Source organism: Neoakkermansia glycaniphila, from assembly GCF_001683795.1.
GTDB classification, from domain to species: Bacteria; Verrucomicrobiota; Verrucomicrobiia; order Verrucomicrobiales; family Akkermansiaceae; genus Akkermansia; species Akkermansia glycaniphila.
This window is the reverse complement of record NZ_LIGX01000002.1, coordinates 51,956-66,675: the sequence shown is the minus strand read 5'-3', so window position 1 is coordinate 66,675 and position 14,720 is coordinate 51,956. Positions and strand designations below refer to the sequence as shown.

Genomic DNA, 14,720 nt, shown 5'->3' with positions numbered 1-14,720 from the left:
CCTGAGCGGTTCCGTATATGTTTGTGGCGGGAGCCGTTTTGGCGTACGTCGTTATTTTTGTCGATCAGGTGACGGGATGCAAGCAAAAAATCATCCATCAGGGTACACGGTGCAGGTATGTGCGCCATGATCTGTTGCCCGGATGGATGATTGAAGGTGTGAAGCTGTTGTCAGGTTATTTTTCCTTGATGTAGAGGTGTATGCGCGTGTCCTTGCTGCTCGGGGTGATGGTGCCGTAGATGCCGTCGAACAGGGAGTCGAGCATGTTGATTTCCCCAATGGGGATGGGGAAGTGCATGCTTTGGAGCATGGGAGCGCCTTTGTCGAGCATGCTTTTGACTGGTGCCAGCCTCAGCACGAAGGCTCCGCCCTTGAGGGTTCCGGTGGCGTTGGCGGCCGTTTCGGAGATCTGTTTGTTGAGGGTCTGGGATGCGCTGATGACGAGTTGTTTGTCGGAAAGGTCCGCTTGTACCATGGCGCAGTAGGGCAGGAATTGGTCCGGTATTTGGAGGCCCATCGGCTTCAGAGAGTCGTAGGCTTTCAGGATTTCTTCCCACCCGGCGGTGATGGTTGCCTTGTTGCTGATGCCGAAATAGGCAGCCATGCGGGGAACTTCGAGTTTTTCGATGTCGGTGCCGGGCATGAGCTCGGCGGGCAGGTGGCCCTGATTGTCGATGATGAGAGCGCTATCGCCGTCCAGCCCGCCGGCGCTGGTTTCAATGCCGTGCCAGAAGGTGTTGATTGCAGGAAGCGCCATGGATTGGGCCAGTTCTTGGATGTAGCTTCCTATTTCGGCAAGAGAGGCATCGATCGCTTCTTTGGTGTTGATGCTTTCGGTATAGAGGATGGTGGAAGGCAGATCCGCCATGGATGCCAGTTTCAGGGGGCGGGCGGGATCGAAGCTTTTATCCTGTCCGTATGCCAGTTCGAGGTGGATGCCTTTGTCCTGCCACATGAGGCCGGAAATGGGAGCGGCCTGCATGAGCTTGAACTGATTGAGAGTGCCATGGCTCAGGTCGAGCCGGTCCAGAACAGACGGCAGGGCATCCGAGAAGCTTTTGTCGATGAAGAACAGGATGTCGGGGGTCTTGTCCAGTACAGGGTCGGCAAAGGCGACTTTGTTCGTGGCAAGGATGGATTCCTGCGGAGTTTTGGCGATTTTGATTTCCTTGGCCGGATCGGTGCAGACGCTGACGAGGAGTTTGTTGCCCTGTATGGCGAAGAGGAGGTAGGCTTCGCGTTTGGAGAGGTAGGCGGCATTGTCCCTAAAGCATGGTACGAAGCCGGTAGCGTTCGAGGAGGATTCGGTTTGCTGCAAGTATTGGGCGATTTCAGCACCCTGATAGTGGACGCCTCTCCAGAGGATGCCCGCATGTTCACCTTCGTAGTAGGGTTGTTTCATGCCGGAAATTTCTTGCGCAAATTCCTCTTTCATGGCAGCCAGTCCTGCCGTGATTTTGGCGACGGCTTGATCGGGCAGTTCCGCAATGGCAAACGCGGTAGGTAGCGGAGACTGGAGAAATTCCTTGATGACCGGATTCATGATGGCTCGTTCCTGTCGGCAGTGTTCATCAATGTACTGTTGATACGCGGCTTTCTGTTGTTCTTCCGTTTTTTTGTCGAAATCCGGATCCGAAAAACCAGGATTGGGTATATAGATGCTGTCCATCTGGGCTTTGGCCTGAATGGCATGCATCAGAAGAGGCATGATTTGGGCTACCTTTTTGCCTGAATTTGCACCCATGGAGATCGTCAGAGAACGGAGGTCCATGGAGCCGGTTGCCTTTTCACGAGGGTAGTCGAAGATGTCCATCCACGCGGTCGTGATGTCTTCGGGCTTGAGGCCGAGGCGGCCCCATGCGGATTGAGCCAATCGATCGGCGGTGCCGGGGAGGTTGGGGATGCTGAAGAAGATTTCGGTATCGGCCGGGAGCATGGCCAGAGTCCCAAGTTTGGCGGCGCGCTGTTCGACGGTAGCGGCGGACGCTGCCGGAACGGCTGCCATCTGTTGGAGGGTGGCGGTCGGCTTGGTTGAGGAGGCGTCCGGTTGGGCGTATGCGATGGGAGCCAGTGCGGATGCTGCAAGGAGCATCATGGTGTGTCGGGTGTTCATGTTTGTGGTATGTGGTGGTTGTTTGGCGTTTGCCCGGTTTTCGAGGCGGAGCCAATGTGTTCCGTGTACAGGTTGAGTATGGTTGATTTCGGTGGAGGATGCAAGCCATTCATGAAGGACGGCTTGCATTGGAGTGAAGCGTTTTATTTTTCCCTGATGTAGAGATGGAGTTTCGTGCGGTTCGTTTGCGGTGTGGCGGTGCCGTAGATGCCGTCGAATGCCTGGCTGACGTGTTCGATGATTTCCATGATCTGGTCGGGGATGGGATCTCCCTGTTCGGCGAAGATGGGGACGTTGCGGTCGATCATCTCTTTGATCGGGGCAAAGCGCAGGACGAAAGCCCCGCCTCTGATGTCGCCGGAGGTTTTGCCGACGGCTGCGAGTATCTGGTTGTTGAGTGCGTCGGATGCGCTGACGACGAGGTTTTTGTCCGTCAGGTCGGTCAGGAAGATGTCGGTTCCGTTGCTGCGCCAGTAGGGGATGAGTTCGTCGGACAGGAAGTCGTCGGCATCCATCGTTTCGAGTTCATGGACGACGGTTTGCCAGCCCTGTTCGATGTCCTGCCTGTTGCGGACATCGGCATAGAAGGCGATGCGGGGGATGTGCAGTTTGGACATGTTGCCTGCCAGTTCGGCGGGAAGGTGCCCCTGGTTGTCCATGACGAAGGCGGCATCTCCCTGCCATCCGTCGAGGATGGCGGAGAAGCCCCGGCCGATTTTGCGGAATGAGGCGTCCGTCAATTCAAGGCCGTCCGCAAGGGCGCGGGCGATTTCGGCGGCGTAGGGCATGAATGCTCCGATGCCTTCACGGGAGCTGGCTCCTTCCGCATAGAGGATGGTGGTTGGGCGGTCGGCGATGGAGGCTATTTTCAGTATGGAAGACGGGTCGATGGAGCGGTCTCGCCCATAGGCCAGTTCGGCATGGATTCCCTTGTCCTGCCAGATGATGCCGTTGACGGGAGCAGGCTGGATCAGGGTGCGGCATGCCTGGCAGAATTCGATGATGGACGCGGCGTAGAAGCGGGGCTGTATTTTCTTTTCCCGAGCCATTTGTTCGTCGATTTCACGGGCGAGGTGTTCGAAGAAGCTCTGGTCGATGTGGAAGAGCATGTCCGGATGCAAGGGAAGCCGTGCATCGGCAAAGGCGGTTTTGTCCGTGGCGAGGATGGATTCCTGCGGAGTTTTGGCGAGGTGTATTTCCCTGGCCGGGTCGGTGCAGATGCTGACGATGAGTTTGTCCCCGTGCGTGGCGGCAAGGATATAGCATTCGCGGCCGGAGAGGAGCGGTTCCATTTCCTTGAGCCATCGGGCGTATGCCGCGTCCGACGCATACAGGGCGGCAGTCCGTTGCATGGAGCCGTATATTTTGCCGCCGTCGATGCGTACGCCCTGCCAGTGGAGGCCGTCGTATTGTCCTTCGTGGAATTCGCCGAGGAGGTTGAACCAGCCTTCATGCTCGCGGTCATTGCACAGTTGCTGGATTTCCTGCATGACGGCGGGTATTTTCTCCATCTGGCGGGCGGGCAGTTCCGCGATGAGGGTGATGGCCGGAAGCGGTGCGGAGTACAGGTCTTTCAGGATGGGGCTCCGGAAGGGGTGGGTTTGCCTGTGGCGTTTCTGATCGTATTGCTGCCATGCGGCCATGATTTGTTCGTCGGTCATGTTTTCCGATCCGTAGGCAGGCGGCTGCGGGATGCCGAGGCGTTTTTCCCGGCAATCGGCTATTTCCATGCGGCCCAGTATCGGAAGGATGCGGGCGAGTGCCTTGGTGGATCCGGCGCCTCCGGCGATGACGAGAGACCGGGGGTATTCCTTTCCGGCAAGCAGTTGCTTGACGAGATGAAGTTCGGGCAGGTCCGGATAGGCGGTGCGCGCCCAGTGGGATTGCGAGAGGCGCTGCGCGCTGCCCGGCATGTCCGGGATGGAGAGGAAGAATTCGGCATCCTGCGGGATCATGGCAAGGGAGCCGAGGGCTGCGGCACGTTGTTCTGCCGTAGCCGGGGCGTTGCGCGGAGTTTCCGCCATTTGCCGGAGTACGGCTTGCGGAGTGGCGGATGGAGGGGCTGCTCCGGCGTGTGCGGCAGGATGCAGAACCGATGCTGCCAGGAGCATCAAGGTGTGTCGAGTGTTCATGAAGATGATTGGAAAATGGCGTGTGCGCGGGGATACTGTAGCGGGTTGCTTCCCGTAATCAAGAGGAATGCGTGTGCGGATGGCTCAGCATCCGGCCGGATGCCGCGTTTTGCTCTGCGGGCGGAGCTATTTGAGCCAGGCGAGGAATTCCCTGTTGCCTTCCATGCCCGTGATGGGGGAGTCGGCTATGCCCATCCATTGCCTGCCTAGTGTTTCGGTGACGAATGTATGGATTTTGTCGACGGCACGCCGGTGCAGGTCGGGATCGCGCACGATGCCGCCGGGGCCGATGTCTTCTGGCTGGAGTTCGAATTGGGGTTTGATGAGGACGAGGGCGTCGCCGCCGTCGGCCATGCAGGCAAAGGCTGCCGGGAGAATTTTTGTGAGCGAGATGAAGGAGACGTCCGAGACGATGAGCTGGATGGGTTCGCCCAGGTCTTCGGGGGTCATGTAGCGGGCGTTGAATTGCTCTTTGACGATGACTCGGGGATCGGTGCGCAGTTTCCAGACGAGCTGGTTGGTGCCGACGTCGATTGCATGTACGCGGACGGCTCCATGCTGGAGCAGGCAGTCGGTGAAGCCACCAGTGGAGGAGCCGATGTCGAGGCAGACTTTACCTTCGGCGGAGACCGGAAAGGCGGCAAGTGCGCCTTCGAGTTTCAGGCCTCCGCGGCTGACGTAGCGCGGTTTGTTTTTGACGGCGATGGGCAGGGTATCATCCACCTTCATGCCGGGCTTGGTGGCCGGATGGCCGTTGACGGTGACTTCCCCGGCAAGGATGAGCCGCTGGGCCTGCTCGCGGGATTCGGCGAGGCCCAGCGTGGAGACGAGGAGGTCGAGGCGTTGTTTAGGCACGGAATGAAGGTACGGATGAATGAGTATGAGGGGCGGCTGTCTTCAGCGGTGGCGGGAGGTTGCCGGGTAGCGTGAAGGCGAGGGTGAGGAGCTGCCGGAGTGGTTGTCCCGGTTGTTCCAGTGGGAGGAGCTGCCGGAGGAGTGGGAGGACGAATGGCTGCCCGTATTCCATGAGCTGTGGCTTGATCCGCTGCTGCTCGAATGCCATGAAGACGATGAAGAAGAATGGCTCGGCGGCGTGTAGGAGGGCCGGTGGCTGGGGCGTGAGGGCGAGTATGCCGGGCGGTTGTTGGGCTGTGGCCTGTACGACGGCACATGGTGGCTCGGCCTCTTCGGCGGCGTGACGCAATGGTGTACGTGTGAGGGATAGCGGTAGTGGCCGCGGTAGTGGGGGGCTGGTTTCCAGCTCGGCACGTAGCAATGCCTGTCGAGACTGTTGTACGTGTAGATGGGCACGCCGACGGAGGTGTAGCCGTAGACGGGGCGGCCGTCATAGTAGCCGTAGATGGGGAAGCCGTCATAATCGTAGCGGGCGTTGCTCCAGCCGTTGTTGTTGTACAGGCCGGTCGACGTACCAGACCATCCGACATCAGAATACATGAAGGAGTCGCAAGAGCTCAACAGAAGAGCCGATGCGGACAGTAGCAGGCATGATATGTGTTTTTTCATATGGGGGGTGTCAGGCGACACTGTCGTATGTGATGCATGCGAACAGTTATTTGTTTAAAAAAAGAAACAGTTTTTGAATAAAAAGTATTTGATGACGTTTTATTGAAGGCTGCGGGCCAGTATGGCCAGAGGTCCGATGGCCTGCATGATGACATAAGCGGCGAGCAGCGTGCCCAGCAGCACGGAGGTGCCGTCCATGCGCGAATCGGGGTCGCGGTCTTCAGCGTCAGGCATGATGCAGAGAAAGGCAATGCAGCCGCAGGCAATCCAGAGAATGATCCAGGAGATGGCGCTGGCCGGATGCTCCATGGGCCAGAGATGCAGATCGGCCAGGGCGAGCTGCGTCGGTATGAAGGGGAGGATGACGAGAGTGGACAATTCCGGGCGGCGGCTTTCGGATGCCAGCCGGAGCCAAACGAGCAGCCAGCATGCCGCCATGGCAACGCATCCGATGGCGAGAGCTGCTCCGGAGCCAAGCGTGCCGGCGAAGTTGGGGACGAGCGTCAGGAGCAGGAAGGCGGGAAATGCCCAGGAAAGGAAGCGGGATCTGTTCATGGCGGCAATGGGGATAGCAGGGGGCATGCGGCTGGCAAGCCCCCTTGCGGGAGAGGCTTATTTGCCCCAAATCCAGGTGATGGGGATTTCTACGTCGGGATGGAGGCTTTTTTTGACGGGGCAGTTGAGCGCTGCCTGTTCGAGCATGCTCTTGTAGGGAGTGTCTTCCGGCAGCGGGACGGTGATGACGATTTCCAGCTTGCCGATGCGGCGGGGATCGGCGTTCATGTGCTTGGCGACGTCAACAGTCATGCCGGTGAGGTCGATGCCTTTGCGTTCGGTCACCATGCCCATGATGGTGCTCATGCAGGCCGCCAGTGCCGCGCCGACGAGGTCGGTGGGGGAAAAGGCTTCGCCCTTGCCGTTGTTGTCCACGGGAGCATCCGTTTCGATGACGGCCTTGGAAGGTTCATGCTGCGCGGAGCAATGCAGGCCGCCCTGATAGGTGATGTGAGATTTGACCATAACGACACTCTACCCCTGCATGGGATTCTTGGCAAGGCGAAATCGTGCCCGGCATGTCCCGGCGGAGGAGGGATGCTTACTTTCAGGCAGCGGGAGAAGTTTTCTCCGGGGCTGGTGTTTCAGGCTGTGCAGGTGCTGGCGCTGGGGCAGGAGTGGCTGCCGGAGTTTGTGCGGGGGCGGGCTGCGCCGGAGCTGCGGGCGTAGCGGCCGGAAGGACGGGGTAGCTTTCCGGCGAGGCGGTGAAGACTTGCCAGAGCTCCGCCTTGCCGTTGCCCGGCGTGCATCCGTTCGTATTCAGCCAGGAGACGAGCGCGGCGAATTGCGGTTTGTCGGCCGCCGGAATCTGTCCGCTCAGGCGGTAGAGGTTTTCCGGATATTTGCGGGAGCAGGTTCCCCATGCGTCGCGGATGTCTTCGTGTTCCGAGCCACGCGTCATATCCCATGCCTTGAGCAGGTCGGCATCCGTGGCGGAGGGTTTGGAGGTCAGCCGGGCAATGCGGTTGGCACGGACCTCTTCACTGAGTTTTTCCGTGTTTTCCTTGTCGCCGAACTGGTTGCGCACGCCTTTCTTGACGGTACCGGAGACCTGTTCGCTGGTTTCGTCCTTGATCGCGCCGACGACGGCGTCCGATATGCCGCTGCCTACGGTGGCCAGTGCCGCCACGCAGCCGCTCAATGTGCCGCACAGGCACAGGATAAGAATGTTCGCCGCTTTCATTGTGATGCTCGAATACGCGCGAACGCTATAGAATTCCCGGACGATAGTCAAGTAGAAAGAGAGCGTTAGCCTTTTTACCTTGACAGTCCTGTCTTTTTTCTGTAAGTGTAAGGAAATAATATTTTACACGGATATTCGACCATGAAATACCATGCACCTCTGCTGCGTCCCGTGCGGCTGGCTTGTTTTGCCGGTTGCCTGTTTGGAGCCTCCCTGCCTGCCATGGCGGCGAACGGAAACGATTCGGCCTCCGCTGCGGCGGAAGTATCCGTTTCGGATAATAAAATAGGCAATGCCTTGAAGGATTTGACTTTCCAGAATGCAGGCAAGGTGACTCCGAAAACGGAGGTTCCCTATTATATTTGCCTGTATTCGGCGAGCTGGTGCTCGGCCTGCCGGGCGGAAATGCCGTCGATCGTCCGTACTTACAATTCGAAGATCGCCAAGGACAAGAATGTCGAGCTGATTCTGTTCAACCGCGACAAGACGGCCGAAGCCGGTGCGGCATGGGCCAAGCAGATGAAGATGAAGTTTCCTGTCGTTTCAAAGGACGACGGTTCCAAGGTACCGGGCTACGGCAATAAGAAGGGCGTTTTGCCCTATGTCTATATTGTCGATAAGGACGGCAACGAGGTGGCGAGCGGTTCGCCCGGACAAATTCTCAAGGATTACAAAAAATATTGTAAGCCTTCCCAATAATCCAACGTATACAAATTTAACATGAAAAACAAATTCATCATTACGGTCGGCCTTGCCGGCCTCATGTTGGGTGGAACGGGATTCCTCGTATCCACGGCGCAGGGAGCAGACAATAAACCGATTGCTGTGGAGGATGCTCCGGGTGCAGTCGGCAAGGCTCTTGCCAAGGTGAAGCCTCTCACCGGCCCGAAGGCCAAGACGAATGCCAAATACTATCTGTGCCTGTACTCCGCCAGCTGGTGCGGCCCGTGCCGCGCAGAAATGCCGCATGTGGTCAAGCTGTACAATGAAGAAATCAAGAAAAATCCTGATATTGAATTGATTCTGTTCAGCCGCGACCAGAATCCGGCCGATGCCAAGAAGTGGATTTCATCGAGCAAAGCGAAGTTCCCCGTTCTGGCTCCGAAGGATCAGTCCAAGATTCCGGGCGCACAGAGCCCCAACGGCATTCCTCATTTGTATATTATCGATGCCGAAGGTAATGTGATCAAGAATGGACATCCTTCTTCACTTCTTTCCCAGTACAAAACATTCTGTAAGTAATTTATCTTATTTATTTTTCAAGGAAAACCCTGCGGTCAGGCCGTAGGGTTTCTTTGTGTTGAAGAGCAGGGGGAGGATTGGGTTCGGGTATGTTTGTCTTCGCTATCGAACAGGCGGATGGGTGGGCGCTGCTGCCGGAAGCGGGATGAAAAAGACTCTTCCCGTAGGAGGGAAGAGCCTTTTTGTTGTTCCGCATGAGGCGGAAAGATCAATACTGGTAGTTGACGTAGAACTGGAATTGTCCGCCGTCGTCGATGGCGTTGCCCGTGCGCAACGGGATGGCGTAGTCCACGGCAAGCGGGCCGAAGGGCAGGTTCAGGCGAAGGCCGATACCGTAGTCGCTGGCTACCTTGCCGCCATTGAATTCGAAGGCGTCCTTATGGACGAAACCGATGTCGTAGAAGAAGGCGAGGCGTACTTCTTCGATGACCGGCACGGTGTATTCGAATTGGGCATAGAAGGAGGAGCGGCCGCCCATGGTTTCATCGCCGGTGAGTGCTGGGTCGTTGATGCCGACGTCACGGTAGCGGAAGCCGCGGAGGTCGTTCGGGCCGCCGAGGTAGCAGCGTTCGAAGATCGGCACTTCCTTGCTGCTGTCCGTGGTGTCTACGGTGGCGGCTCCGAGCTTGATGCTGAAGATGGTATCCCACTTGAGGTTCCAGAAGGAAGAGGCTTCCAGTCCCAGGTTGTACGTTTGTACGGTGCTGCCCGGACCGGACCAGCCGCCCAGTACGCGGACGTTGCCGCCCTTGCGCGGGGTGATGACGGCGTCACGCGTGTCGTATTCGTAGGAGAGTTCGATGTGGCTCCGGTTGAAGTCGCCGCAGTTTTCGCGGAAGAAGGTCGGGGCATCCCAGTTGGCATCCAGCATGTAGCGTTCGATTCGGTATTCGAGGCGCAGGGCTGTGTTGTCGGTGAGCGCCTTGCGGAGGAAGAGCGCGGTACCGAAGTTCTGCTGGGTGTAGTAGTCGGAGAGGTAGTCGGAGTTGCTGTAGTAGAGTTCCGTGCCGAAGGAGAGTTTGCGGTCGAGGAACCAGGGATCCACCCATGTGACGGAGGCGGACTGGTATTCCGTACCGAGTTTGCCGCTGACTGTCATGCGCTGGCCGCCGCCGACGAAGGAGCTCCAGTCGTACAGGTCGAAGTTCGATTGCGTGACGGTGGCGTACAGGTAGGCGTTTTCCACGGTAGAGAAGGCGATACCGAACATGAGCGATCCCGTCATCTTTTCCTGCACGAGGATGTCGATGTCGCGGTAGCCGGGTGTGGCGGATGCGGTCTGGGATACGTCGACGATGTTGAAGTAATTGAGGTTTTCCAGCCTCTTGCGGGCCGTTTCGATGTCCACAGAGTTCAGGTTATCGCCGGAGTGGAGCGGAAGTTCGCGAAGGATGACGTAGTTTTTCGTCTTGGTGTTGCCCTTCACGTTGATGCGGCCCACACGGTAGGGTGTGCCTTCCGAGATGTTGTAGGTGATGTTGATGAGCCTGCGGCCCTGTGCATCGACGCCGACTTCGTCGATGTCCGCATTGGGCATGGCGTCGGCATAGCCGCGCGATCCGTAGTATTTGCGAATCATCGTGATGTCGTCCGAGACTTTCTGAAGGGAGTAGATGTCGCCGTCCAGCATGCTGAGGCCGGGAACGAGTTCGTCGGGCTGGAAGACCTTCATCGGACCGAAGGCTACCCGGTTGACCATGTAGCGGGGGCCTTCGTCGATGGTGACTTTCATGTGGAGTCTTTGTTCATTCCCCTTGCCGCTGTCTCCATAGGTGACGGTTTTGATTTTGGCACGGAGGTAGCCGAAGTTCTGATAATGCTTGATCAGGGCGTCGAGGTCGTCTTCGAGCTGTTCGCGGTCAATGCGTCCGGATTTTGTGATCCATGTCAACCAGCCTTTTTCCTTGGTCTTCATGATTTGGCGGAGCTGCGGGGCATCGAAGGCGGTGTTCCCTTCGAAGTCGATGTCGATCATGTTGACCTTTTTGCCTTCCTGAATGCGGAAGATGAGGTCGGCGTAGCCTTCCCGGGGAGTTTTCGCATAGAACCATTCGACTCGCGCGTCGGGGTAGCGGGCTTCCTGATAGGCTTTGAGAATTTTGGCACGGGCCTGCGCGATGTTTTTATCGTTCAAAGCCTGTCCGGCGACAAGATTCGTGTCGCCCGGTTTCTGCGGCGCCTTGCCGATTTCTTCCGAAAGGTCTTCATTGTCGAATTCGCGGTTGCCCTGATAGCCGACGCCGCCCAGCAGTTTGGCTGCCGAGACTTCAAAGATGACATGAAGGCCGTCGGACATCGGTTCGACGGCTACTCGCGAGTCGGAATCCACGAGGCCTCGCGTAACGAGGCGTTTCAAGTCGTCGTCGACGCGTTTGCTGGAGTATTTCATGCCCGGACGCAGGGCGACCACGTCGCGCAGGCGGTTGGCATCCACCGTTTCTTTCTGGTTGATGTAGTGAACGGATACCTTGGCAATTTTTTGACCTTCGTAGGCGCCTTCGCTGAAGGCGAGCTTGTTCAGTTCCTTGATGCCTTCCTGCTCGGTGAGGAGCTTGGTCGAGTCGCTGTCAATGCGCCGTGCGGGTACGTTCGTCGGCTGTGGGGCATTGGGAGTAGCGGCGGGAGTAGCGGTCGGCGAGGGGGAGAGCATGCCATCCAGCAAAGGGTCGTTTCCGGCGCTTTGGGCGAAGACCGGAGAGAGAGCCAGGACGGAACCGGCGGCGCCGGTGATCAAAAACTGTTTACCACGGATAGGCGAAGACATAATGGATTCGGTACTTTAGTGGGAAACCTGCCTGCGAGTCAAGGATGGAATCAGACAGCGAATGAGTTCCTTGAAAAAAGAATGGGGATGGGGATACGGCGGCCATGCATGGGGCTTGACGCGGCAGGTCTGTTGCCATAGGCTGGGAATGTGGCGGATAGGCAATCTCCGCCGGATTGACGATGATGCAGGATCAACAGATAAGCAAAAGCGGCGGTCCACCGGAGTGGCTGCAATGGGCCGTGGAGTTGCAGGCTTTGGCGCAGGCCGGGCTTGCGTATTCGAAGGATGAGTTCGACCGGGAACGGTTCCGGCGGGTGCGGGCGATTGCGGCGGAGATCATGAGTGCGCGGAGCGGGTTGTCTCTGGAGGTGGTCGAGGGCTTGTTCTGCAATGAGGCGGGATACCAGACTCCAAAGCTGGATTGCCGCGCAGCCGTGTTTGATGCCGGGAATCGGATTCTTCTGGTGCAGGAGAAGGCGGACGGTTTGTGGGCGTTGCCCGGAGGCTGGGTCGATGTGAACGAGTCGATACGCTCCAATCTGGTGAAGGAGGTGCAGGAAGAAGCGGGCATGGATGTGGAGCCTTTGCGGCTGATCGCCCTGCATGATCGCAACAGGCACAATCCGCCTCCGTTTGCGTACGGCGTGTGCAAGGTTTTTGCCCTGTGCCGGTTGCTGGGAGGAAAGTTTGCTCCGAATACCGAAAGTTCCGGATGCGGTTTTTTTACTGAAGATCGATTGCCTCCGCTTTCGCTGACCCGCAATACGCAAGAGCAGATAGCCCTGTGTTTCCGGGCGCATGCCGATGCGGGAATGCCCGTCGAGTTCGACTAGGCAGTTATTGTTCGGCGAGGTCGCGGATCCATTCTTCGACGGTTTGGTACCGGTCGATCGGGTTCGGCTTCAGCGCCTTGTCGATGGAGCCAAGCAGGTGGGGATGGTAAAGTCGCAGCAGTTTGTCGTCGCGGTGCAGTTGCTCGGCGGTGTCGTAGAGGGATCTTTGGGAGCAGTTGGGAGGCGGCGAGCCGGTCATGATGTGGTAGAAGCTGGCGCCTAGAGCGTAGATGTCCGTCCACGGACCGAGTTTGCCGTTGGAGACAGTCTGTTCGGTCGGAGAATATCCGTAGGTTTCTACGATGGAGATTTCCTGATCGTCTTCCTGATGGTAGGCGGCGCCGAAGTCGATGAGGATGGGGATGCCGTCCCGGTTGATGAGGATGTTGTCCGGCTTCAGGTCGCGGTGCAGGAGTTTGTGCTTGTGGACGTAGTCGAGAGCATCGAGCGTGCGGATGAGAAGGCTGTAGATTTCTTCCTGAGAGAAGGGGATTTTGTTCTGGTGGCGGAGGCTGGCCAGATGGTCGAGAGAGATGCCCTTGACGACTTCGGAGACGTAATAGGCGGTGTTCAGGCTTTCGAAGAAGGTGTAGACCCGTGCGATGTTGGGGTGATCGAGTGTAGCGAGAATACGGGCTTCGCGCAGGAAGTTGAGCTTGGCTTTTTCGTAGCTTTCCGTTTTTTCGGAGTCGAGGAAGTGGACGTGCATGTCGTCGCTCCGGCGGTGGCAGAAGGATGCCGGAAAGTTTTCCTTGATGACGACGTTGCGTTCGAGGAACGGTTCATTGGCCAGATAGGTGATGCCGAATCCGCCTTGTCCGAGAACTTCTTCGAGGACGTACTGGTTCAGTTTGAAACCGTCCGGAAGCGCACGTTCTGCAATATCGCATTGGATTTCACGTCCGCCGGCTTTGCCGACACACGTCAGCAGTACGTCTTCCAGACGCGTGTTGCTTGTGGTTCGCTCCCCTGACGAGGAAGGTGGATGACTGTCACTCATATGGAATTTGATATGATTGTAGGAAAACGTGTGAAAGAGTCAAGCAGGAACGGTGTTTGTGCAAGGAAATACCGCCTTCCGCACAGAGCGGAAGACGGTATGGTGATGAAATGGAGCCTGTTTTCTTAGCGGCAGTTGCCAAGGTTCATGAGAACCGGCATGATCTGCTGAAGAGCGGCTGCTGCTTCCGGCGTCATTCCGTTGCCGGAGACGCAGTTCGGACGGCCGACATTAGGGCCGAAGCAGGGCTTGTTGCCTTGCTGGGGAGCAACGTTCACATTGATGATGAATACGTTGATCGTGGGGGCCTGCTTGGCGGCGGGAGCTCCGCGGAAGGTCTTCTGCATGTTGCAGAAGGGAGCGGGTGCCATGGCTGCTGCCTGGAAGGGAGCCATTCCGGCTTTTCGGTTATGATGGAAGCCGCCCTTGCGCATGCCCATCATCGGTTTCTGGCCGGATTGCATGTGGTGATGGCGCATCATCTTGCCTTGGCGACAGGCGGCGGAGAGCCATGCGGCCTTGCGGCACTGGCCGTTCTGGTTGTGATGGAAGCCGCCCTTGCGCATGCCCATCATCGGCTTCTGGCCGGATTGCATGTGGTGATGGCGCATCATTTGACCCTGGCGGGAGGGTCCGCAGAGCCATGCGGCCTTGCGGCATTGGCCGTTCTGGTTGTGATGGAAGCCGCCCTTGCGCATGCCCATCATCGGCTTCTGGCCGGATTGCATGTGGTGATGGCGCATCATTTGACCCTGGCGGGAGGGTCCGCAGAGCCATGCGGCCTTGCGGCACTGTCCGTTCTGGTTATGATGGAAGCCGCCTTTGCGCATGCCCGTCATCGGCTTCTGGCCGGATTGCATGTGGTGATGGCGCATCATCTTGCCCTGGCGAGAGGCGGCAGAAAGCCATGCGGCCTTGCGGCACTGTCCGTTCTGGTTGTGATGGAAGCCAGCCTTGCGCATGCCCATCATCGGCTTTTGCTCGGTAGCGATCGTTACCTGAGCGGGACGCATGGAGCAGGATCCCTTCAATTGACCTTGCGGAGCACGCTGTCCACCCATGCGCTGTGCCGGCTGGCACTGCTGGGCAGGTACGACATGGCGCATCGGCATGGTGCGGGGGCCTGCCTGGCGAGGTGCCGGACGTCCCTGAGTGCGAGGCTGCGAGTCATTCAATGCCGCCGAGAGGCGTTGCATGGCTTGGATGGCTTCCGGGCCTTCAAGCTTGATAACGCAGGAACCGTCGGCACCCGGCTGGGCGGACGCCTGCGCCATGTTCAACAGAACCTGCACGGCCTGGTCGATGTTGGCCTGTTGCGGATTCTGCGGGACGCCTTGCTGAGAAAGCGCCGGCATGGCTGCGATTGCAGTG

Annotated in this window: 13 protein-coding genes; 3 read left to right on the top strand and 10 right to left on the bottom strand. The window is 58.1% G+C overall.

Annotated features, from left to right (window positions below; translation table 11 throughout):
- Positions 1-175: 175 nt before the first annotated feature.
- The 7 genes from AC781_RS01050 to AC781_RS13875 form a co-directional block, all read right to left on the bottom strand.
- Positions 176-2,113, bottom strand: a complete 1,938-nt coding sequence (locus tag AC781_RS01050; RefSeq protein ID WP_141675667.1) for a hypothetical protein — start codon at positions 2,111-2,113, stop codon at positions 176-178.
- 143 nt (positions 2,114-2,256) lie between these two features.
- The gene (locus AC781_RS01045) at positions 2,257-4,245 is read right to left on the bottom strand and encodes a hypothetical protein (RefSeq protein WP_141675666.1); all 1,989 of its coding nucleotides are present in this window, start codon (positions 4,243-4,245) and stop codon (positions 2,257-2,259) included.
- Between the two features lie 126 nt (positions 4,246-4,371).
- Positions 4,372-5,100 (bottom strand): TlyA family RNA methyltransferase, encoded by a 729-nt coding sequence (locus AC781_RS01040; protein WP_067772091.1) that lies wholly within the window; start codon positions 5,098-5,100, stop codon positions 4,372-4,374.
- 42 nt (positions 5,101-5,142) lie between these two features.
- On the bottom strand, positions 5,143-5,700 hold the full coding sequence (locus tag AC781_RS13555) for a hypothetical protein (RefSeq protein WP_141675665.1): 558 nt from the start codon (positions 5,698-5,700) through the stop codon (positions 5,143-5,145).
- A 168-nt stretch (positions 5,701-5,868) separates the two neighbouring features.
- Positions 5,869-6,324: a hypothetical protein gene (locus AC781_RS01035; RefSeq protein WP_071133166.1), complete on the bottom strand. Its 456-nt coding sequence runs from the start codon at positions 6,322-6,324 to the stop codon at positions 5,869-5,871.
- Between the two features lie 57 nt (positions 6,325-6,381).
- Entirely contained in the window at positions 6,382-6,789 is a 408-nt protein-coding gene (locus AC781_RS01030; protein ID WP_067772085.1) for an OsmC family protein, read from the bottom strand.
- Positions 6,790-6,871: 82 nt separating this feature from the next.
- Positions 6,872-7,507, bottom strand: a complete 636-nt coding sequence (locus AC781_RS13875; RefSeq protein ID WP_067772082.1) for a hypothetical protein — start codon at positions 7,505-7,507, stop codon at positions 6,872-6,874.
- Positions 7,508-7,648: 141 nt separating this feature from the next.
- On the opposite strand from AC781_RS13875, the gene AC781_RS01020 reads away from it, so the two are divergent.
- Entirely contained in the window at positions 7,649-8,206 is a 558-nt protein-coding gene (locus AC781_RS01020; RefSeq protein WP_067772079.1) for a TlpA family protein disulfide reductase, read from the top strand.
- Positions 8,207-8,227: 21 nt separating this feature from the next.
- Positions 8,228-8,749: a TlpA family protein disulfide reductase gene (locus AC781_RS01015; RefSeq protein WP_067772076.1), complete on the top strand. Its 522-nt coding sequence runs from the start codon at positions 8,228-8,230 to the stop codon at positions 8,747-8,749.
- A 208-nt stretch (positions 8,750-8,957) separates the two neighbouring features.
- Here AC781_RS01015 and bamA read toward each other — a convergent pair whose 3' ends face one another.
- The gene (gene bamA / locus AC781_RS01010) at positions 8,958-11,399 is read right to left on the bottom strand and encodes an outer membrane protein assembly factor BamA (RefSeq protein WP_425426445.1); all 2,442 of its coding nucleotides are present in this window, start codon (positions 11,397-11,399) and stop codon (positions 8,958-8,960) included.
- Between the two features lie 296 nt (positions 11,400-11,695).
- On the opposite strand from bamA, the gene AC781_RS01005 reads away from it, so the two are divergent.
- Entirely contained in the window at positions 11,696-12,349 is a 654-nt protein-coding gene (locus AC781_RS01005) for an NUDIX hydrolase N-terminal domain-containing protein (protein WP_067772072.1), read from the top strand.
- 4 nt (positions 12,350-12,353) lie between these two features.
- Here AC781_RS01005 and AC781_RS01000 read toward each other — a convergent pair whose 3' ends face one another.
- Positions 12,354-13,349 (bottom strand): serine/threonine protein kinase, encoded by a 996-nt coding sequence (locus AC781_RS01000; protein WP_067772069.1) that lies wholly within the window; start codon positions 13,347-13,349, stop codon positions 12,354-12,356.
- A 125-nt stretch (positions 13,350-13,474) separates the two neighbouring features.
- Positions 13,475-14,704, bottom strand: coding sequence for a hypothetical protein (locus AC781_RS00995; protein ID WP_141675664.1), 1,230 nt, complete (start codon positions 14,702-14,704; stop codon positions 13,475-13,477).
- Between the last annotated feature and the right edge of the window lie 16 nt (positions 14,705-14,720).

Excerpts from the sequence above, each read along its gene's own strand:
- AC781_RS01045 (WP_141675666.1), bottom strand. The coding sequence starts at position 4,245 with ATGAACACTCGACACACCTTGATGCTCCTGGCAGCATCGGTTCTGCAT.
- AC781_RS00995 (WP_141675664.1), bottom strand. The coding sequence starts at position 14,704 with ATGCCGGCGCTTTCTCAGCAAGGCGTCCCGCAGAATCCGCAACAGGCC.
- AC781_RS01030 (WP_067772085.1), bottom strand. The coding sequence starts at position 6,789 with ATGGTCAAATCTCACATCACCTATCAGGGCGGCCTGCATTGCTCCGCG.
- AC781_RS01000 (WP_067772069.1), bottom strand. The coding sequence starts at position 13,349 with ATGAGTGACAGTCATCCACCTTCCTCGTCAGGGGAGCGAACCACAAGC.
- AC781_RS01035 (WP_071133166.1), bottom strand. The coding sequence starts at position 6,324 with ATGAACAGATCCCGCTTCCTTTCCTGGGCATTTCCCGCCTTCCTGCTC.
- AC781_RS01050 (WP_141675667.1), bottom strand. The coding sequence starts at position 2,113 with ATGAACACCCGACACACCATGATGCTCCTTGCAGCATCCGCACTGGCT.
- AC781_RS13555 (WP_141675665.1), bottom strand. The coding sequence starts at position 5,700 with ATGTATTCTGATGTCGGATGGTCTGGTACGTCGACCGGCCTGTACAAC.
- AC781_RS01005 (WP_067772072.1), top strand. The coding sequence starts at position 11,696 with ATGATGCAGGATCAACAGATAAGCAAAAGCGGCGGTCCACCGGAGTGG.
- AC781_RS01015 (WP_067772076.1), top strand. The coding sequence starts at position 8,228 with ATGAAAAACAAATTCATCATTACGGTCGGCCTTGCCGGCCTCATGTTG.
- bamA (WP_425426445.1), bottom strand. The coding sequence starts at position 11,399 with ATGCTCTCCCCCTCGCCGACCGCTACTCCCGCCGCTACTCCCAATGCC.
- AC781_RS13875 (WP_067772082.1), bottom strand. The coding sequence starts at position 7,507 with ATGAAAGCGGCGAACATTCTTATCCTGTGCCTGTGCGGCACATTGAGC.
- AC781_RS01020 (WP_067772079.1), top strand. The coding sequence starts at position 7,649 with ATGAAATACCATGCACCTCTGCTGCGTCCCGTGCGGCTGGCTTGTTTT.